This is a genomic window from Acinetobacter sp. IK31, from assembly GCF_035615195.1.
Taxonomy (GTDB): Bacteria; Pseudomonadota; Gammaproteobacteria; order Pseudomonadales; family Moraxellaceae; genus Acinetobacter; species Acinetobacter calcoaceticus_C.
The window spans coordinates 41,525-61,109 of the sequence record NZ_JANBOB010000023.1 but is presented as its reverse complement, the minus strand read 5'-3'; the positions used below and the strand labels follow the sequence as shown (position 1 = coordinate 61,109).

Annotated in this window: 16 protein-coding genes; 6 read left to right on the top strand and 10 right to left on the bottom strand. The window is 39.9% G+C overall.

Going from position 1 to position 19,585, the window contains the following annotated elements:
* Window positions 1–16 precede the first annotated feature (16 nt).
* A complete protein-coding gene (locus MSG66_RS12560; RefSeq protein ID WP_324654276.1) occupies window positions 17–1,222 on the bottom strand; it encodes an acetyl-CoA C-acetyltransferase in 1,206 nt (401 codons plus the stop codon).
* Between the two features lie 172 nt (window positions 1,223–1,394).
* On the bottom strand, window positions 1,395–2,405 hold the full coding sequence (locus tag MSG66_RS12555) for an AraC family transcriptional regulator (RefSeq protein WP_042897494.1): 1,011 nt from the start codon (window positions 2,403–2,405) through the stop codon (window positions 1,395–1,397).
* A 210-nt stretch (window positions 2,406–2,615) separates the two neighbouring features.
* Between MSG66_RS12555 and MSG66_RS12550 the strand changes: the two genes are divergently transcribed.
* The 5 genes from MSG66_RS12550 (at window position 2,616) to MSG66_RS12530 (ending at window position 9,993) form a co-directional block, all read left to right on the top strand.
* The gene (locus MSG66_RS12550) at window positions 2,616–3,734 is read left to right on the top strand and encodes a CaiB/BaiF CoA-transferase family protein (protein WP_324654275.1); all 1,119 of its coding nucleotides are present in this window, start codon (window positions 2,616–2,618) and stop codon (window positions 3,732–3,734) included.
* Between the two features lie 155 nt (window positions 3,735–3,889).
* Window positions 3,890–5,122, top strand: coding sequence for a carbohydrate porin (locus tag MSG66_RS12545; RefSeq protein WP_128814471.1), 1,233 nt, complete (start codon window positions 3,890–3,892; stop codon window positions 5,120–5,122).
* A gap of 174 nt (window positions 5,123–5,296) precedes the next feature.
* Complete coding sequence (locus MSG66_RS12540) at window positions 5,297–7,702, top strand: glucose/quinate/shikimate family membrane-bound PQQ-dependent dehydrogenase (protein WP_324654274.1); 2,406 nt, start codon at window positions 5,297–5,299, stop codon at window positions 7,700–7,702.
* Window positions 7,703–7,868: 166 nt separating this feature from the next.
* On the top strand, window positions 7,869–9,512 hold the full coding sequence (locus MSG66_RS12535; RefSeq protein ID WP_042897474.1) for a nitrite/sulfite reductase: 1,644 nt from the start codon (window positions 7,869–7,871) through the stop codon (window positions 9,510–9,512).
* Window positions 9,505–9,993 (top strand): DUF934 domain-containing protein, encoded by a 489-nt coding sequence (locus tag MSG66_RS12530; RefSeq protein ID WP_324654273.1) that lies wholly within the window; start codon window positions 9,505–9,507, stop codon window positions 9,991–9,993. Before MSG66_RS12535 ends, MSG66_RS12530 begins: the two co-directional genes overlap by 8 nt.
* Window positions 9,994–10,042: 49 nt before the next feature.
* Here the strand turns inward: MSG66_RS12530 and MSG66_RS12525 are convergent, their stop codons facing one another.
* The 3 genes from MSG66_RS12525 to MSG66_RS12515 all read right to left on the bottom strand — a co-directional run bounded on the left by MSG66_RS12525 (window position 10,043) and on the right by MSG66_RS12515 (window position 12,416).
* Complete coding sequence (locus MSG66_RS12525) at window positions 10,043–10,486, bottom strand: VOC family protein (RefSeq protein ID WP_202743470.1); 444 nt, start codon at window positions 10,484–10,486, stop codon at window positions 10,043–10,045.
* 130 nt (window positions 10,487–10,616) lie between these two features.
* The gene (locus MSG66_RS12520) at window positions 10,617–11,792 is read right to left on the bottom strand and encodes an acetyl-CoA C-acyltransferase (protein ID WP_324654272.1); all 1,176 of its coding nucleotides are present in this window, start codon (window positions 11,790–11,792) and stop codon (window positions 10,617–10,619) included.
* 108 nt (window positions 11,793–11,900) lie between these two features.
* Window positions 11,901–12,416 (bottom strand): GspH/FimT family pseudopilin, encoded by a 516-nt coding sequence (locus MSG66_RS12515; RefSeq protein ID WP_133971869.1) that lies wholly within the window; start codon window positions 12,414–12,416, stop codon window positions 11,901–11,903.
* Between the two features lie 379 nt (window positions 12,417–12,795).
* Between MSG66_RS12515 and omp38 the strand changes: the two genes are divergently transcribed.
* Window positions 12,796–13,854: an outer membrane protein Omp38 gene (omp38, locus tag MSG66_RS12510; protein ID WP_133971871.1), complete on the top strand. Its 1,059-nt coding sequence runs from the start codon at window positions 12,796–12,798 to the stop codon at window positions 13,852–13,854.
* 124 nt (window positions 13,855–13,978) lie between these two features.
* On the opposite strand, the gene MSG66_RS12505 is transcribed toward omp38, so the two are convergent.
* The 5 genes from MSG66_RS12505 to MSG66_RS12485 all read right to left on the bottom strand — a co-directional run bounded on the left by MSG66_RS12505 (window position 13,979) and on the right by MSG66_RS12485 (window position 19,530).
* Window positions 13,979–14,137, bottom strand: a complete 159-nt coding sequence (locus MSG66_RS12505; protein WP_005036254.1) for a hypothetical protein — start codon at window positions 14,135–14,137, stop codon at window positions 13,979–13,981.
* Between the two features lie 3 nt (window positions 14,138–14,140).
* Window positions 14,141–15,346 carry an RtcB family protein gene (locus MSG66_RS12500; protein WP_324654271.1) on the bottom strand — a complete coding sequence of 402 codons (1,206 nt, stop codon included), beginning with the start codon at window positions 15,344–15,346 and terminating at the stop codon, window positions 14,141–14,143.
* A gap of 266 nt (window positions 15,347–15,612) precedes the next feature.
* Window positions 15,613–17,073 (bottom strand): amino acid permease, encoded by a 1,461-nt coding sequence (locus MSG66_RS12495; protein WP_042897465.1) that lies wholly within the window; start codon window positions 17,071–17,073, stop codon window positions 15,613–15,615.
* Window positions 17,074–17,094: 21 nt separating this feature from the next.
* Window positions 17,095–18,108 carry a class I SAM-dependent methyltransferase gene (locus tag MSG66_RS12490; RefSeq protein ID WP_324654270.1) on the bottom strand — a complete coding sequence of 338 codons (1,014 nt, stop codon included), beginning with the start codon at window positions 18,106–18,108 and terminating at the stop codon, window positions 17,095–17,097.
* A gap of 63 nt (window positions 18,109–18,171) precedes the next feature.
* Window positions 18,172–19,530: a uracil-xanthine permease family protein gene (locus MSG66_RS12485; RefSeq protein ID WP_042897464.1), complete on the bottom strand. Its 1,359-nt coding sequence runs from the start codon at window positions 19,528–19,530 to the stop codon at window positions 18,172–18,174.
* Window positions 19,531–19,585 lie beyond the last annotated feature (55 nt).

Below are 19,585 nucleotides of genomic sequence, written 5' to 3'. Positions count from 1 at the left end.
TTTATATCCCTAATCTTTATACGCGTTCAATAATGGTGGCAATACCCATACCACCACCAACACAGAGCGTAGCTAAACCGCGCTTTTTATTTTGACGTTCAAGCTCATCAAGTAGCGTGCCTAAAATCATGGCACCCGTTGCACCTAATGGATGGCCTAAAGCAATCGCACCGCCATTTACGTTGACTTTTTCAGGTGGAACATTGAGTTCATTGATAAAACGCATCACAACTACTGCAAAGGCTTCATTGACTTCAAACAGGTCAATATCATCAATGGTGAGGCCAGCTTTTTCTAAAGCTTTACGTGCAGCAGGAGCAGGGCCAGTGAGCATGATCGTTGGGTCTGTACCGACGAGTGCGGTAGCCAAAACTTTAGCGCGTGGTTTTAGGTTTTGTTCTTTCACAGCTTTTTCTGAGGCCAATAAAACAACAGCAGCTCCATCAACAATGCCCGATGAGTTACCTGCGTGGTGAACATGATTTATTTTTTGCGCTTCAGGATATTTTTGTAAGGCGATGGCATCAAAACCCATTTGTCCCATCATTTCAAAACTTGGGTTGAGTTTAGTCAGGCCTTCAACTGTTGTATTTCCTTTAATAAACTCATCTTTTTCTAAAATCAAAATGCCTGAGTGATCTTTTACAGGAATCACTGATTGATCGAAATAGCCGTTTGCCTGAGCCGCCGCTGCTTTTTGTTGAGAGTTCACGGCAAATGTGTCTACATCTTCGCGACTATAGCCGTCTAAAGTTGCAATGAGGTCTGCACCGACACCTTGTGGAACAAATGATGATTTAAGGTTTGTTTCAGGGTCTAAAGCCCATGGTCCGCCATCAGACCCCATTGGAATACGTGACATTGACTCAACGCCACCTGCAACAACTAAATCTTCCCAGCCTGAGCGAACCTTCATTGCTGCCATGTTGACTGCTTCTAAACCTGATGCACAAAAACGGTTGATTTGCACACCAGCAACATCATCGTTCCAACCTGCTGCAATCGCTGCTGTTTTTGCAATGTCCCCCCCTTGATCACCAATAGGAGTTACACAGCCCAGAACAATATCGTCGACTTTAGAGGTATCGAGTTGATGGCGTTGCTGTAATTCATTTAATAAAGTGGTGAGTAAGGTAATTGGTTTTACTTCGTAAAGAGAGCCATCTTTTTTTCCTTTTCCGCGTGGTGTGCGAATGGCATCAATAATATAAGCCTCGCTCATAACAGTTCCTTTTTTATTACTTAAACTTTGTTGTGTTTTGAGTGTACTGGTTTTAAAAGGCAACGCAATGACGATAAGCGCACCAGTCAGGTGATGATTTTTGCCAATAGAAATACAAAAAAGCCCAAGTTGAACTTGGGCTAAATGTGAAACTCGAAAGTGAAGTTAAGAATTAGTGGTAACCGTGTAGCTGGCGATATAAACCAGGAGTTACACCAGTCCACTTTTTAAATGCGCGGTGGAACGTACTCGTTTCACTAAAACCAACTTGTTGAGCAACATCTTCAAGTGTTAATTCAGGGTTGAGTAATAAGTGAATAGCCGCATCTCGACGTAAAGCATCTTTTACGCCTTGATAGCTTTTCCCTTCAGCAGCCAAGCGGCGACGTAAGGTTTGTGGAGATAAATACAACATTGATGCAACGTCGTTAAGCGTTGGCATTTCTTCACCAATCTGGCTCTTAAGCACTTCACGAATACGAGAAGTTAGCGAGTTGGTGTTTTTGAATTTTACTAAAAGCTGAGCAGGAGCTGCTTTTAAGAACTCTTCTAGTGTCTTTTCATCTTGGCGAATTGGTAAATCAAGATAATCAGCCGCAAAGGTAATTTCAGTACGCGGCGCATCAAATTGCATGACTGGTGCAAAAAATAATGCATCATATTCATCTGCATGCGCAGGGCGTGGATAGCTAAAATGAACACGTTCTAATGGCAAGCGGCGTTCAATTAACCATGATGCTAGACCGTGCCAAATCATGAGCATACTTTCAGTAATGAAATGATCTGGATCTAAAGTTTTTGGAATGAGCGGAACTAGACGTGCTTCATGTTTGTCACGCTCTAGGCTTACAGACCATTCATCGCCAAATAATTTGTAAAATTGAGATGAGAGTTCAAGGGCTTGGCCCAATGTTTTTGCGTGAATAATCAACTGACACATAATGGCAAAAGTGCCCAGACGACGTGGTTGTACATCAAAGCCAACGTGTTCATCTTGTGTGACCATCCACAACATTTTTATAAAACGAGTGTATTGTTCTGGTGAGATTCGAGCTTTAGGTTGACGTAATAATTCCGCTTCAATGCCCACATGTGAAAGGAGTATTTCAACATCCATGCCAAGGCGCTTTACGCCTGTTAAAGCCGCATTCACGAAGTGGATGCTAATCGTATCGCGACTCATATTGAATCCTTCAGTCTCTTTGATGTTCACTTTAAATTGACCTAAATGACCGTCTAAAAAAATAAATTGGCTATTTACAACAGAGTAAAAGCACTTTTTACATGTTAAATTGCCGAAATGATCAAGGTAAATGGCTGAACATGACATTGTTTTAGAATATTTGCTTAACTAATATAAAAGAAAATATGAATAATAGTGGTTAAAAAAACGATGACGACAGCATTAAATGGACTTAAAGTTCTCGATTTCTCGACACTCTTACCTGGACCTTTTGCCACAATGTACTTAGCCGATATGGGGGCAGAAGTCATCCATATTGAATCTCCATCGCGCCCAGATTTAATTCGGATCATGCCACCCTATGCAAATGGGCAAGCAACGGCACATAGTTATCTAAACCGAAATAAACAATCGATTGTTCTCGATTTAAAAGATCCTGCGAGTATTGATCTAATTAAAGCCAAGATTTCCGACTTTGATATTGTCATTGAGCAGTTTCGGCCTGATGTCATGCGCCGTCTAGGATTAGACTACTCAACGCTTGCAGAGATTAATCCACGTTTAATTTATTGTTCAATTACCGGATATGGACAGACAGGAAGCTATAAAGACAGAGCTGGGCATGACATTAACTATCTAGCTTTAGCTGGTATTGCTGGGTATAGCGGCCGACAAGACAGTGGTCCGCCACCGTTGGGCATTCAAGTTGCAGATATTGCAGGTGGTTCACTTCATGCTGTCATTGCTATTTTAGCGGCGGTCGTTGAACGTGGGCGTAGTGGTTTGGGGCAATATATTGATATTTCCATGACTGATTGTGTTGCTAGTTTAAATAGTATGGCTGCATCAGCCACACTTGCTGCACAGGTCGAGCAAGCACCAGAGCAGGGCATGCTCAATGGTGGCATTTTCTATGATTACTATATGACGCAAGATGGGCGCTATCTTTCAATTGGCAGTCTTGAACCACAATTTATGTCAGGTTTATCAATAGCTCTGGATCTGTCTTTATTATTACAAAAAGGTGCTTCATTAGATGCCGAAGACCGACAAGAAGTTAAACAGGCTATTCAAGAAAAAATTAAAAGCAGAACATTTAAAGAATGGCATGAAATATTTGCAAATCTTGATGTGTGTGTAGAACCTGTCTTAAGTCTAAATGAGGCGTTAAATTCGCCTTTAGCACAACAACGTGGATGGATTGTGGATGTACCATTGCAAAATAATACAGCAGATACAGAACCACAGTTGGCTTGCCCAATTAAGTTTTCAAGATCAAAAATGAGATATTCCTTTATAGGTCAAAAGCTTGGTGAAGGGCAATGGTAAAGAGCTGAGGCCATTTCTTATACAATGTGTAGTAAGATTATTATTAGATTAATCAATTGATTAACATTTTGAATAATTTCTTTACATAAAATTAGCGTACCCTTTATAAACAAAGACATAAAAGGTATGTAAACATGAAAACACATAAATCCTTGATGGCTTCCTGTTTATCCGTTTTATCAATTACTCTTTTTATACAGCACGCACAAGCTGCTGCTGCATTCGACCCAAATAGTCCGTGGATGTTGGGTGATTGGAACGGTCAACGCACCGCGTTACAAGCACAAGGTTATGATTTTTCTTTTGGATATACCGGTGAATATGCCGGTATTTTAGATTCAAAAAATACATCTACGCATGGTAGTGCTTATACGGGGCAACTTGCTCTAGGAACCCATTTTGATCTAAACAAAATTTTAGGGTGGCAAGATACAGAAGCTCAAATCACATTAACTTATCGTGATGGTCAGTCGCTTTCTGAGCATTCACCAGCTTTAGCGGGACATTTGAGTTCTGCACAAGAAGTGTGGGGGCGCGAGCAAACTTGGCGTTTAACAGATTTATGGATTAAGAAAAAATTCATGGATCAAAAATTAGACGTTAAAGTGGGTCGTTTTGGTGAAGGTGAAGACTTTAATAGTTTTGACTGTGATTTCCAGAACTTGGCACTGTGTGGCTCGCAAGTGGGGAACTGGGTAGGCGATCAGTGGTATAACTGGCCAGTCAGCCAATGGGCAATGCGAGTTAAATATAACTTGCAACCAGACTTATATACGCAAGTGGGTGTATATGAATATAACCCTGAAAATCTGGACCGAGGCAAAGGTTTTAACCTAAGCACAGATGGTTCGCATGGTGCAATTATTCCAGCTGAAGTAGTTTGGTCACCGAAACTCGGTACACAAAGCATGGCTGGTGAATACCGTTTAGGTTATTACTACAGCACTGCTGATGCGAAAGAAATTGCAGATGAAACCAAAAACTCTCATAAGCAAGGTGTTTGGGTTACTGCAAAACAAAAATTATTCCAGCCTGCTGATCAAACAGACCGTGGTTTGACCGGTTTTGTGAACCTGACGTTCCACGACTCTGATACCAACAAAATTGATAACATGCAAAATGTAGGCTTAGTCTATAAAGGTTTGCTGAATCAACGTCCTCAAGATGAGTTGGCATTAGGTGTTGCGCGTATCCATATCAACGATGATTGGAACGATGTCCAAAATAAAGAATACGACACTGAATACAATACCGAGCTTTACTACGGTATTCATGCTACCAACTGGCTGACTATTCGTCCGAATGTACAATATGTTCGTCATGTGGGTGCATTAAAAAATGGTGATAACACTTGGGTAGGCGGTGTTAAATTCTCAACCGCATTCTAAGCGTATTTACTACTAAAACGGATTGTCGAGATTAAATCACTGATTGAAATAACTTGACCTTCCGTTTTTTGTTTATGCCTGAGTTTTGTTTTAGATGTATCGATGATGCCGAATTTTTAATTAAAAGTTTGGCCTATCTTTCCGATAAAAATGATGATTGATAAGAGGTGGTTTATGACTCAACCTACTTCAAGATCAGGATTAACGACTTTTACCGTAATTATTGTTGGGTTATTGGCGTTATTCCTGTTAATTGGAGGTATTTGGCTCGCTACATTAGGCGGTTCAATTTACTATATTATTGCTGGTGTATTACTCCTTATTGTTGCATGGCAACTCTATAAGCGCGCTTCCACAGCATTGTGGGTGTATGCTGCTTTAATGCTAGGCACCATTATTTGGGGAGTCTGGGAAGTTGGAACTGACTTTTGGGCTCTTGCACCTCGTTTAGATATTTTAGGTATTCTTGGTTTATGGTTATTGGTTCCAGCTGTGACTCGTGGAATCAACAACCTTGGATCAAGTAAAGTTGCCTTATCTTCAACGTTAGCAATTGCAATCTTGTTGATGGTCTATTCGATTTTCAACGATCCGCAAGAAATTAATGGTGAAATCAAAACACCTCAGCCGGAAACTGCTCAAGCTGTACCTGGTGTTGCAGAGAGTGACTGGCCAGCTTATGGTCGTACTCAGGCAGGTGTGCGTTATTCTCCGTTGAAACAGATTAATGACCAAAACGTAAAAGATTTGAAAGTTGCTTGGACTTTACGTACTGGCGATCTTAAAACGGGTAATGACTCTGGCGAAACAACCAATCAGGTTACTCCGATTAAAATCGGTAATAACATGTTTATCTGTACGGCTCATCAGCAATTAATTTCGATTGATCCTGCTACAGGTAAAGAAAAATGGCGTTTTGATCCGAAGCTTAAAACGGATAAATCGTTCCAGCATTTAACTTGTCGTGGTGTGATGTATTACGATGCAAACAACACAACTGAGTTTGCAACAAGTCTTCAAGGCAAGAAATCTAATTCTACACAATGTCCGCGTAAGGTCTTTGTTCCTGTCAATGATGGCCGTTTAGTTGCTGTAAATGCAGACACTGGTAAAGCATGTACTGACTTCGGTCAAAATGGTGAAGTGAACTTGCAAGAGTTTATGCCATATGCTTATCCAGGTGGTTACAACCCAACATCTCCAGGTATTGTGACTGGTTCAACTGTCGTGATTGCTGGTTCAGTAACAGATAACTACTCAAACAAAGAGCCATCTGGTGTGATTCGTGGATACGACGTTAACACTGGTAAACTTCTTTGGGTATTTGATACAGGCGCGGCAGATCCAAATGCAATGCCGGGTGAAGGTACGAATTTTGTTCATAACTCACCAAATGCGTGGGCACCTTTAGCATACGATGCCAAACTTGATATCGTTTATGTGCCAACAGGTGTAGGTACTCCAGACATCTGGGGTGGTGACCGTACTGAGCTTAAAGAGCGTTATGCAAACTCAATGTTAGCGATTAATGCCTCTACAGGTAAGTTGGTATGGAACTTCCAGACAACCCATCACGATTTATGGGATATGGATGTACCATCGCAACCATCTTTAGCTGATATTAAAAATAAAGCTGGTCAAACTGTTCCTGCAATCTATGTATTGACGAAAACAGGTAATGCCTTTGTTCTTGATCGTCGTAATGGTCAACCAATTGTTCCTGTGACTGAGAAACCAGTTCCACAAACAGTTAAACGTGGACCACAAACTAAAGGTGAGTTCTACTCAAAAACTCAGCCATTCTCTGACTTGAACTTAGCTCCACAAGACAAATTGACAGATAAAGATATGTGGGGAGCCACTATGCTTGATCAGCTCATGTGTCGTGTTTCTTTCAAACGTCTAAATTACGATGGTATTTACACTCCACCATCAGAAAACGGTACTTTAGTTTTCCCTGGTAACTTAGGTGTATTTGAATGGGGTGGTATGTCAGTTAACCCTGACCGTCAAGTTGCTGTAATGAACCCGATTGGTTTACCATTCGTAAGCCGTTTAATTCCTGCTGATCCAAATCGTGAGCAAACTGCAAAAGGTGCGGGAACTGAACAGGGCGTACAACCGATGTACGGCGTACCTTATGGTGTAGAAATTAGCGCATTCCTATCTCCGCTTGGTTTACCTTGTAAACAACCAGCTTGGGGTTATGTAGCTGGCGTTGATTTAAAAACTCATGAAGTGGTATGGAAAAAACGTATTGGTACAATTCGTGACAGCTTACCGAACTTGTTCCAGTTACCAGCTGTGAAAATTGGTGTGCCTGGTTTAGGCGGTTCAATTTCTACTGCCGGTAATGTCATGTTTGTTGGTGCAACTCAAGATAACTACATACGTGCGTTTAACGTCACTAACGGTAAGAAACTTTGGGAAGCACGTTTACCAGCTGGTGGACAAGCAACACCAATGACGTATGAAATCAATGGCAAGCAATATGTTGTGATTATGGCCGGTGGTCATGGTTCATTTGGTACGAAAATGGGCGACTATTTAGTGGCTTATGCCTTACCAGATAACAAATAAAAAGCTTCTCTTGAAAGGGCCCGGATTTATCCAGGCTTTTTTTATATCGATTTATATTAAAGCTTATCAATAAAACCGTTATTAAATATGCAAAAAAAGCATTTTATTGATGAATAAAAGCTCGCTATGCTATCTGCCTTAATAATGAAACTACTAGCCGTACGCCATGTATTTATATACCGATTTCGATCAGCAGCTGATTAATCAACGAGTTGCTCAGTTCCGCGATCAGACAGAGCGCTATTTAGCGGGCAAACTTTCTGAAGATGAATACCGTCCATTACGTTTGCAAAATGGTTTATATGTGCAACGCTATGCGCCTATGCTGCGTATTGCTGTGCCGTATGGCTTAATGAGTTCAAAACAATTACGTAAAATTGCTGAAGTTTCAACTGAATATGATCGTGGCTACGCACACGTATCTACACGTCAGAACATTCAGTTAAACTGGCCAGCTCTTGAAGATGTACCAGAAATTTTAGCTGAACTTGCAACGGTACAAATGCATGCCATTCAAACCAGTGGTAACTGTATTCGTAACACGACGACTGACCAATATGCGGGTGTGGTTGCAGGTGAAATTGCAGACCCACGTCCAACATGTGAATTGATCCGTCAGTGGAGTACGTTCCATCCTGAATTTGCATTTTTGCCACGTAAGTTCAAGATTGCCGTTTCTGCACTTGAAGAAAAAGACCGTGCAGCAACAGCATTTCACGATATTGGTGTATATATCGTGCGTAATGAAGCGGGTGAAATCGGCTACAAAATTATGGCTGGTGGTGGTTTAGGCCGTACTCCAATTATTGGTAGCGTTATTCGTGAGTTTTTACCACGTGAAGATTTAATTTCTTACTTAGAAGCCGTTCTGCGTGTTTATAACTTGCATGGTCGTCGTGATAACAAATATAAAGCGCGTATCAAAATTCTAGTTAAAGCGTTAACTCCTGAAGTTTTTGCTCAGAAAGTTGAAGCTGAATTTGAACATACACGTGAATCATTAAGAATTCAGCCAGAAATCTTGAAAAAACTAGATGAAGAGTTCATTCCATTTGACTATCAAGATTTGGCAGATGAAGACTTTACTGCTTTATTTGCTGAGCATCCAAAATTCAAGCAATGGTTCAATATCAACACACATGCACATAAAGTGAAGGGATATCGTATTGTTACGATTTCTCTAAAACGTGCAGGTATTGCACCGGGTGATATGACTACCGAAGAAATGAACTTTATTGCAGATCTTGCTGATAAATATACATTCGGTGAACTTCGCACGACTCATGAACAAAACATTGCTTTGGCAGATGTGCCTCAAAAAGATTTGTTCGATGTATGGCAGGCGCTTGAACAGCAAAATATGGCACGTGCACATATTGGTTTCATTACCGATATTATTAGTTGCCCGGGCGGTGATTTCTGTTCACTTGCAAATGCAAAATCAATTCCAATTGCTGAAGCAATTACACGTCGTTTTGATGACTTAGATAAAGTTTATGACCTTGGTCATTTAGACTTAAATATTTCTGGTTGTATGAATGCCTGTGGTCACCATCACGTAGGTAACATCGGCATTTTAGGTGTAGATAAGAAAGGCGCTGAATTCTACCAAATTACATTAGGTGGTAATTCAGACCATGATGCATCAATCGGTGACATCTTAGGACCATCATTTGCAGCAGATGCTGTTGCCGATGTAATTGAAGAAGTATTAAATACTTATCTTGATTTACGTACTGAAGGTGAGCGTTTTGTTGACACATATCGCCGTGTAGGAATTCAACCATTTAAGGAGCGTGCATATGCTTAATACAGCTCTACCAGTGCTTTATAAAGATGGCACGATTGCAGATAATACTTATCAAATCATTGCTGAAGATGGTGTTATTCCTCAAGGTGACGTTGTGGTAACAACGGCTCAACTAGATCAATTAGCAAACATTCAAGGTAAAAAAGCTTTGTATGTGACTGTGAATGATTCGCCTGAAGAGCATGCATTTCCTTTAAATGAACTTGATGCAATTTTTATTGAGTTTGCAGGTTTTGGCGATGGCCGAGGCTACTCATTTGCAGCACTATTACGCCGCCAAGGTTTCCAGGGTGAGTTGCGGGCAACAGGTGATGTATTTAAGGATGTCTTAAACTACTTAAAGCGTTCTGGTTTTGATAGTTTTGTCGTAAAAGAAGGCAAAGATGTGCAAGAAGCAGCGGCGGGTTTACAAGACTTTACCAACCCGTATCAAGCTTCAACGGCTGTACCGCAAGCAAGTTATCAAACAGGTGCTGAATAAGTCCTGATATAAAAAATCCCGCAAATTGCGGGATTTTTTATGCTTAAATTTATGTGTCCAATTGGCAATTAACCATCCACTTTATGCCAAATTGATCGGTAAAAGCGCCGTACAATGCGCCCCAGAATGTTTTTTCTAGAGGCATTTCAATTTGACCATTAACAGATAAAGCATCAAAAAGTTGTTTCGCCTTTTCTTGCTCATCTTTTTCAAGATTAATTGAGATGTAGTGATTATTACCTTGGGTAAAAACACTGTTAGGAGCGCAGAACTGATCATTTGTATCTGATGCCATAAGTACAGTGTATTCATTAATTGGCAGAGATACATGAAGAACCAAATTTTTGTCAGCTTCCGATAAGGTCACACCTTCTGTTGGTGGCATATCACCATAGCGGCTCAACATGCCGAACTCGCCGCCAAAAACTGACTTATAAAAATTAAAGGCTTGCTCTGCCTGACCTTGAAAGTTGAGATAGTGATTGAGTTGCATTGTTATTGTCCATTGTTGTTTTTCGTTTAAAAGAATAAGTTAAAACTTAAAAGTGATTTTGTGGGTCACTTTTTGTAGCTTTTTCATAAAAAATCCCACCGGAGTGGGATTTTAAAATAGTTAATTTTAATTAAATGAGTTCAATTGCAACGGCTGTAGCCTCACCACCACCAATACAAAGTGCAGCAATACCTTTTTTACCACCCGTGCGTTTCAATGCATGAATAAGTGTAAGAATAATACGAGAACCTGTAGAACCTACTGGATGGCCTAGTGCACAAGCACCACCATTGATATTGACTTTTTCAGCATCAAGTTTGAAGTCATCAATTGGGCACATGGTAACCATGGCAAAAGCTTCGTTAATTTCCCATAGGTCAACATCTTGAGCATTCCAGCCAGCTTTTTTCAGAACTTTCTCGATGGCACCAACAGGAGCGATTGTAAATTCTGAAGGGTGCTGAGAGTTTGATGCTGTTGCGATAATTTTCGCAAGCGGCTGTAAACCACGTTGAGCAGCAACTTCACTTGATGTTAATACTAATGCAGATGCACCATCTGAAATAGAACTCGCGTTTGCTGCGGTGATTGTTCCGTCTTTTGCAAAAGCTGGTTTAAGTGAAGGAATCTTGTCGATTTTTGCATTTAAAGGTTGTTCATCTTGGTCAACAACAACATCGCCTTTGCGACTAGGTACGGTAACCGAAACAATTTCATCTTTGAAATAACCTTCGGTAATTGCTTTTTGAGCACGTTTCAAAGAACGAATTGCAAAGTCATCCATTTGCTCACGTGTATAGCCACGTGTATTTGCCATATCTTGAGCAAAAGAACCCATTAAACGACCAGTTTCGGCATCTTCAAGCCCATCAAGAAACATATGATCCTTAATTTCACCATGGCCCATACGATAGCCAGCGCGTGCTTTTGGTAAAACATAAGGCGCGTTTGTCATAGATTCCATACCGCCAGCAACAACAATTTCAGCACTGCCTGCTTTAATCATATCGGTTGCTTGCATTACTGCTTTCATGCCAGAACCACAAAGCTTATTAATAGTCACAGCACCTGTAGAATCAGGTAAGCCAGCTTTGCGCATTGCTTGACGAGCAGGGCCTTGTTTTAAACCAGCAGGAAGAACACAGCCCATAATGACTTCTTCGACATCAGTAGGTTGTAAACCTGCTCTTGCGATTGCTTCTTTAATGGTTACAGCACCTAAGTCAGGCGCTGTAAGCCCTGATAATGCTCCTTGAAAACCACCCATAGCAGTACGAGCACCATTAATAATTACGATGTCAGTCATTGTTGTAATCTCCGGTTATTCTTAATCTCAAAATAAGAAATGTTTAAAACCTAGGCAGTATATTGCAAAAAACACAGAGAGATATCTTCTGCATTAGACTGTAGAGTTCTAACAATTTTTAAGGTCTTCTAAACGAATATGTCCCATTTTGCTGAGAACTAATTTAAAGTTTTTAAGCTGGTCATAAGAACAATATGTAAAACTGCCGTTAGACTCGCGTGGCAGTCCAGTGTCTCCCTGAAATACGATACTATTTAATTTTTTTCCGAATTTTTGAAATTTTAAAGAACCATAACGATGATTAAGTTCAACATTGGTCAATATCTCTTCGTCGTTTTCTCTTTGTAGATTATGATTTGTGTCTACAAAGCTTATAAGGCTTGTATCCCAATTACTATTACACAGCGTTAAATCAACACTTGGGCAAAGTACGACACTCTTATGTCGTAGAATTGCGTCGTATTTGGCTTTTTGTATATGAATTGTCAGTAGTCGAGGCGTGTTTTTTAATTCTACCGAAGCCATAAATTGATGGTATAAAGGAAGCGCTATAGTGAACATAATCATAAGAATTGCGAGCGTTATAGTGAGTTCCATCAATGTGAAACCAAGAGATTTGAACATTAAAATTCCTTAATATATGAATTGATATTTTTATTTTATGCGTTCTATCAATGATTTATAAGGCTTTTTATAATGAGGAAACACAAAATTAAATAAAGGTTATCAGGACGCTAGAATACTGGTAAAATCACCCTAAGCGAAAGAAAGAAGTTGTCCATATTTGCTAGTTGAGTAAAAAATTACCGAATTACAACGGAAATTGTAAGTAATTTTGTCAATAATTTACTTGATTAAAATTATCAAGCACTTGGAAAGTCTATCAAGTGTTTGTATGATTCAAATGTGAATAGCTTAAAAATAATACTGGGGTAAAAATATCTCAGGGGCCAATAAATTTAGGCTGAGCTTGAACAACAATTGTTATCTCTGGAGGATATCCATGAAATTGAGTCGTATTGCACTTGCTATGCTTGTCGCTGCACCTTTAGCTGCTGCTAATGCTGGCGTAACTGTTACACCATTATTGCTTGGTTACACTTTCCAAGACAGTCAACACAACAATGGCGGTAAAGATGGCGAGTTAACTAACGGACCTGAACTACAAGACGATTTGTTCGTTGGTGCAGCTCTTGGTATTGAGTTAACACCATGGTTAGGTTTCGAAGCTGAATATAGCCAAGTAAAAGGTGATGTAGACACTAACTATGGTGAATACAAACAACAACAAATCAACGGTAACTTCTATGTTACTTCTGATTTAATCACTAAAAACTATGACAGCAAAATCAAGCCATACGTATTATTAGGTGCTGGTCACTATAAATATGAATTTGATGATGCGCGTTTAGCTTATCGTGATGGTGAAGAAGGTACTTTAGGTAACGCTGGTTTTGGTGCTTTCTGGCGCTTAAACGATGCTTTATCTCTTCGTACAGAAGCTCGTGGTACTTATAACTTTGACGAAAAATTCTGGAACTATACAGCTCTTGCTGGTTTAAACGTAGTTCTTGGTGGTCACTTGAAGCCTGCTGCTCCTGTAGTAGAAGTTGCTCCAGTTGAACCAACTCCAGTTGCTCCACAACCACAAGAGCTAACTGAAGACCTTAACATGGAACTTCGTGTGTTCTTTGATACTAACAAATCAAACATCAAAGACCAATACAAGCCAGAAATCGCTAAAGTTGCTGAGAAGTTAACTGAATACCCTAACGCTACTGCACGTATCGAAGGTCATACAGATAACACTGGTCCACGTAAGTTAAACGAACGTTTATCTTTAGCTCGTGCTAACTCTGTTAAATCAGCTCTTGTAAACGAATACAATGTTGATGCATCTCGTTTGTCTACTCAAGGTTTCGCTTGGGATCAACCGATTGCTGACAACAAAACTAAAGAAGGCCGTGCTATGAACCGTCGTGTATTCGCGACAATCACTGGTAGCCGTACTGTAGTTGTTCAACCTGGTCAAGAAGCGGCAGCTCCTGCAGCAGCTCAATAATTTGAGTTCTTGAACAGTAAAAAAGCGACTCGTTAGAGTCGCTTTTTTTATTGCGGTTTTTAAAATATTTAGTCATTTCTATATCTCCTTCATAATAATTACTTTCGATCTTGGTCTAAATTATTTACCAATCACCTTTTCTTAATTGCTGTTTCGTATCCTGTCTATCTCTACGGTGTTGGGCACGAGGTTTTTCCGTTTCATGCATCCCACCTTTGTGAAGTAAAGGGGAAAGAGCCACTTGATTACGGACTTTGATTTTTGACATTTCTTTAATTTTCATGTTTTAACCTTTAATACATAGAACTTGTTTAAGTGTGTGGACAACCTCAATGAGGTCGGCCTGATTTGCCATGACTTTATCAATATCTTTATAAGCACTTGGGATTTCATCGACAACGCCACTGTCTTTGCGGCATTCAATACCTTGGGTTTGTTCGATAAGATCTTGCTGGTTAAAAAGAGTTTTTGCCTTGCTTCGACTCATCTTGCGACCTGCTCCATGAGAGCAAGAACAAAATGACTCAGGATTGGCTTTACCTTTGACGATATAAGAGCGTGCGCCCATTGAACCTGGGATAATACCTAATTCATCTAAGCCTGCTCGAATTGCTCCTTTTCGGGTAATCAATAAACTTTCGCCAAAATGTGTTTCACGGCTTACATAATTGTGATGACAATTAATAGCCTCCTTGGTCATTTGAAAAGAGGGTAGAAGAGGGCGAATCGCTTCTAAAATTAAACGCATCATTTCTTTGCGATTTTCAAAAGCGTATTCTTGAGCCCATTCCACTGCTTCTACATAATCATCGAAACTTTTTGAGCCTTCGGCAAAATAACTTAAATCTTTATCAGGTACATGACCAAAACGATGCTGAGCTTCTTTCTTTGCTAACTCAATAAAATAAGTACCAATGACGTTACCCAATCCTCTACTACCTGAATGTAGCATAATCCATACGTCTTGATTTTCATCAATACAGAGTTCTATAAAGTGATTGCCGCCACCTAAAGTGCCTAGCTGTTTTTGCCATGTTGCATCAAATTGTCGGAGCATTCGAACCAGACCAGGATGCTTTTTGATAATCGGTTCTAAGCTTTTTTCAAGTGGAATAATACTTGAAGCTTTTGCTTTGACTTGTTTATGTAAAGCAAATCCAACCGGTACTTTACGCTCAATTGCATCGCGCAAACGGCTTAAGTTATCAGGTAATTGTGAAGCCTTTAGACTTAAACGGATTGCATTCATTCCACAACCAATATCTACACCTACAGCAGCAGGAATAATGGCATGTTTAGTTGGGATAACACTGCCTACGGTCGCGCCTTTTCCCACATGAACATCTGGCATTACTGCAATATGAGAATAGATAAATTGCAGCTGCGCCATTTTCTTCAGTTGTTCAATACTTTCACTATCTATATCTTGAGTGAAAATTTTAACGGGAACACCGTAAAGTGCTTCCTCGTTTAATATTTTTTGTATGCCCATAATTTTTCTCTTATTTTTGTCCGTGCAGGCATAAAAAAACCTAGCGAATGCTAGGTCTTAAATTTGAGCATTCGGACAAGTGAAGTGAATTTGTACACTTGTCCGTGAGCTGACATCGTGCCAAATTATTTAATCTGTTTTACCTTGTAGTGTTGGCATGATGTCCTCCTTATTTAAAAGCGCCGTTGAAAATATGAACGGCATTTTACGCTTTTTAAATCAAAGATCAAGTTTTTGATCTTTGATTTATTTTTAATTACCACTTTTTAGTCTTGTTCTGGCTTCACGTTCATTTGATCGTAAGGGATCAGTTTGGTTTTATTTTTCCACTTATAGCCTAACCAAATAATTAAGAACAATGGCAAGCTAATATAGGTTGAAAGTAGGCCTAACCAGTCAATTTTTCCACCTAAAATGGCTTGATAGTTTTGTCCCAAAATAATGATTGAACAGAGGATAAACGCGAACCAAGGGGCAAATGGGAAAAATTTGGCACGATAGGCTAAATCTTCTAATTTATATCCTTGAGCAATATAACCTTTGCGGAAACGATAATGCGAAATAGCAATTCCTAACCAAACAATAAAACCGCACATACCTGACATATTAAGTAGCCAGTTAAATACTTGTTTTTCACCAATAAAAGTCGTCAAGAAACAAAATGCAGCGATAAATGTTGTGGCATATAGTGCATTCATCGGAACGCCACGACTATCAAGCTTTCCAAACCACTTTGGCGCACGTTCTTCCTGAGCCATTTTAAACAACATGCGAGTTGAAGAGTACATACCTGAATTACCTGCTGACAAGATAGCAGTAAGAATGACAGCATTCATTAAACCAGCAGCAAAGGCAAAGCCAACTCTTTCATAGAGCAATGTAAATGGAGAAAGTGCAATATTTTCAGTGGTAGCAGCTTGTAATAAATTTGGATCATCATAGGCGATGAGAGTGCCGATAATGAAAATACATAAGATATAAAATAATAAGATTCGCCAGAAAATCTGTTTGATTGCAAGAGGAATCGTTTTCTTTGGATCTTTAGATTCACCAGCAGCAACCCCAACCATTTCTGTCCCTTGGAAAGAGAATCCGGCAATCATTGCTACACCGATCATGGCTTGTAAACCACCCACAAAAGGAGCGTCTTTATAGGTCCAGTTTCCAAAAGCTGCGACACCTGGAGTTAGCATAATCTTAATGATCATGGCTAATCCAATAATAATAAAGGCAACGATAGCGATCACTTTTACCATTGAGAACCAGAATTCGCTTTCGCCGAATCCCTTTACTGTCATAGCATTAATCATAAAGATAACGATAAGGAACAGGGCACTCCAATAGAACCCAGGAATATCCGGGAACCAGAACTTCATAATAAACTGAACTGCAACAAGTTCGAATGCAACTGTAATTGCCCAGTTATACCAGTAGTTCCAACCTAGAGCGAAACCAAAGCCTTCTTCGACATAACGACTACCGTATGTAAAAAAAGCACCAGAAGTTGGAGTGTGGGTTGCAAGCTCACCTAAACTGGTCATTAAGAAGTAAATCATAATGCCAATAAGAGAGTAGGCGAGAAGTGCTCCACCCGGGCCAGCATTTGCAATGGTTGATCCAGAAGCAAGGAAGAGGCCTGTACCAATGGAACCACCAATGGCGATCATATTCAGATGACGAGCCCCAAGCTTACGCTGGAGTTTTTCAGGAGCATGTGTTTCGCTCATGGAGATTCCTTACATAGTTTGTTATGCACAGGCATATAACACCTTAAAGCCTTGAAGATCAGTTTTAATCTGGCACTGACCAAAGTGCTTCTCAATTAAGATCGGATAGTTTAAAAAACGGTTTGCTACAATCCATAGCTCACCTGATGCCTTTAAATGTTTTTTAGCGTTCTGGCAGAGTCCTTCACTTGCATCATAGTCGGTATGAATACCTTGATGGAAAGGGGGATTGCTGACAATGGCATCGAGTTCTGTTGGAGCGTCTGCAATACCTATAATGGGCTGCAATCTCAACTGGTCTGAACTTATTCCATTTCGACTAAAAGTCATTTCCGTTGACCGTAAAGCGAAAGCATCAATATCTAGGGCATGAATAATATTACTTGAATTTATTTTTGCCAAATAGCAACTGATAATTCCAGCACCACACCCGAAGTCGGCAATTCTACCTGATTTCACCTGATTAAGATAAGGGAGTAAAACAGCAGTTCCGATATCTAGATGATTTTGGCTAAAAACACCGGGTAGGGCGCAAATCGTAAGCTCTTGTTCATTCACCTGAACAGTATAAGTTTTAAGCCATTTTTCCAGAGGTTTAATCTGTTCTGTTTTCTCAATCTTTAAGTGCCACAATTGACAGTGACGGGCACTATCAAGTTTGAGTACTTTGCCGAAGTTTTGTAATTGTTTAGCGGCTCTTTCTACGCCACCCTTTTTTTCACCGACTAAAAAAACAGATTGATTGGTTTTCAGATGGCTCATCACTACATGCAATATGTAATTTAAGAGCTCTTTAGATTTTGGAACAAAAATGATTGCTTGGTCGAAGTCTTGTGATGGAAACTCAACTGAGAAGTGCGCTTTTGTTCCGTTATTGATAAAACCCTGATAGTCGGCATGGTTCCATGTCCAGACTGACGCATCAGTCCCAGCGGGTAATTGACTGACTAAGGCATCATTCGGTGCATTAATTAACAAGATTCTACCTTTTAAATAGTCTTGCTGTCTTAATACCACTTCACTTCTAGGATCCATGTACATCTCTCATGAAGAAGAATGCCCAGTGGGAGCTGGGCAGTAATCAAAATTAAAAGTTAGTTATTTATGAGTTTCAGGAAGTACAACATTTAAAATTAATGCTGCAATACCGCCTGTCGCCACGCCAGAGCTAAAAATATTTTTAAATAATTCTGGAAGGTGCTCTAAAATTTGAGGAACTTGAGCAACACCTAAACCTAATGCAAGTGAGATGGCAATAATTAACAATGCTCGGCGGTCAAGGTGAACAGAAGAAAGAATGTTAATGCCTGATGCAGCCACTGCACCGAACATGACCATAACAGCGCCACCTAACACTGCTTGAGGAACTGCTTGTATAACACCAGCTACCGCAGGAAATAAGCCTAATAAAATAAGTAAGGCTGCAATCCATATACCTACATAGCGGCTAGCAACCCCAGTGAGTTGAATTACACCATTGTTTTGAGCGAAAACAGAACTAGGGAAGGTGTTAAATAATCCCGCTAATAAAGAGTTTGCACCATTAACTAACACGCCACCTTTAATACGTTGCATCCATACTGGACCGTTAACAGGTTGGTTGGAAAGTTTACTGGTTGCTGTCACATCGCCAATTGCTTCTAATGAGGTCACCAAATAAATGAATGCCATTGGGATGAATAATCCCCACGAGAAGCTCAAACCAAAGTGCATTGGTGTTGGGATTTGTACGAGTGGCGCATCTTTAATACCAGAGAAATCTAGATGGCCCATAAATCCGGCAAGAATGTAACCACTCACTAAAGCGATTAAAATAGCTGAACTTTTAATCCAAACCACTCGAATACGATTTAGAACAACAATAATGGCAAGTACGGTACATGACATAATAAGGTTGTCTGCACTTGCAAAAGTATGATCTTGCATGGCTTGGTAGCCACCACCCATACTAATTAAGCCTTCTTTAATAAGCGTTAAGCCAATTAATAAAACAACAATACCTGTCACCAAAGGCGTAATGAGTCTTTTTACCCATGGAAGAATTTGCGAAACCCCCATTTCAATGAAGGAACCTGCAATGACCACACCAAATATTGCAGCCATAACTTGGTTTACAGGTGTTCCTGCGGCCACCATTGCACTACCAATACCAATAATAGGACCAATAAAGTTAAAGCTTGTGCCTTGAACAATAAGAAGGCCTGCACCAAATGGACCAACTTTTTTACATTGTAAAAAAGTAGCAATACCTGAAATCACCAAAGACATCGATAAAATCATGTTAGTTTCAGTGCGTGAAACGCCTAAAGCTAAACAAATTAAAAGGCCGGGTGTAACAATTGGTACAATAATCGCAAGCAAATGCTGGAAAGCTGCTAAAAAAGCGATCAAAGGTTTTGGTCGATCATTTAAACCATAAACAAGGTCTAAATGGTCTTGAGAGTGTTGATTGGACATGGGTGTAGGTCCGCCGCAATTTTGCAAATTGGCGCTATTCTAATCGAGATAACTA

Excerpts from the sequence above, each read along its gene's own strand:
- MSG66_RS12560 (WP_324654276.1), bottom strand. The coding sequence starts at position 1,222 with ATGAGCGAGGCTTATATTATTGATGCCATTCGCACACCACGCGGAAAA.
- MSG66_RS12555 (WP_042897494.1), bottom strand. The coding sequence starts at position 2,405 with ATGAGTCGCGATACGATTAGCATCCACTTCGTGAATGCGGCTTTAACA.
- MSG66_RS12550 (WP_324654275.1), top strand. The coding sequence starts at position 2,616 with ATGACGACAGCATTAAATGGACTTAAAGTTCTCGATTTCTCGACACTC.
- MSG66_RS12545 (WP_128814471.1), top strand. The coding sequence starts at position 3,890 with ATGGCTTCCTGTTTATCCGTTTTATCAATTACTCTTTTTATACAGCAC.
- MSG66_RS12540 (WP_324654274.1), top strand. The coding sequence starts at position 5,297 with ATGACTCAACCTACTTCAAGATCAGGATTAACGACTTTTACCGTAATT.
- MSG66_RS12535 (WP_042897474.1), top strand. The coding sequence starts at position 7,869 with ATGTATTTATATACCGATTTCGATCAGCAGCTGATTAATCAACGAGTT.
- MSG66_RS12530 (WP_324654273.1), top strand. The coding sequence starts at position 9,505 with ATGCTTAATACAGCTCTACCAGTGCTTTATAAAGATGGCACGATTGCA.
- MSG66_RS12525 (WP_202743470.1), bottom strand. The coding sequence starts at position 10,486 with ATGCAACTCAATCACTATCTCAACTTTCAAGGTCAGGCAGAGCAAGCC.
- MSG66_RS12520 (WP_324654272.1), bottom strand. The coding sequence starts at position 11,792 with ATGACTGACATCGTAATTATTAATGGTGCTCGTACTGCTATGGGTGGT.
- MSG66_RS12515 (WP_133971869.1), bottom strand. The coding sequence starts at position 12,416 with ATGTTCAAATCTCTTGGTTTCACATTGATGGAACTCACTATAACGCTC.
- omp38 (WP_133971871.1), top strand. The coding sequence starts at position 12,796 with ATGAAATTGAGTCGTATTGCACTTGCTATGCTTGTCGCTGCACCTTTA.
- MSG66_RS12505 (WP_005036254.1), bottom strand. The coding sequence starts at position 14,137 with ATGAAAATTAAAGAAATGTCAAAAATCAAAGTCCGTAATCAAGTGGCT.
- MSG66_RS12500 (WP_324654271.1), bottom strand. The coding sequence starts at position 15,346 with ATGGGCATACAAAAAATATTAAACGAGGAAGCACTTTACGGTGTTCCC.
- MSG66_RS12495 (WP_042897465.1), bottom strand. The coding sequence starts at position 17,073 with ATGAGCGAAACACATGCTCCTGAAAAACTCCAGCGTAAGCTTGGGGCT.
- MSG66_RS12490 (WP_324654270.1), bottom strand. The coding sequence starts at position 18,108 with ATGGATCCTAGAAGTGAAGTGGTATTAAGACAGCAAGACTATTTAAAA.
- MSG66_RS12485 (WP_042897464.1), bottom strand. The coding sequence starts at position 19,530 with ATGTCCAATCAACACTCTCAAGACCATTTAGACCTTGTTTATGGTTTA.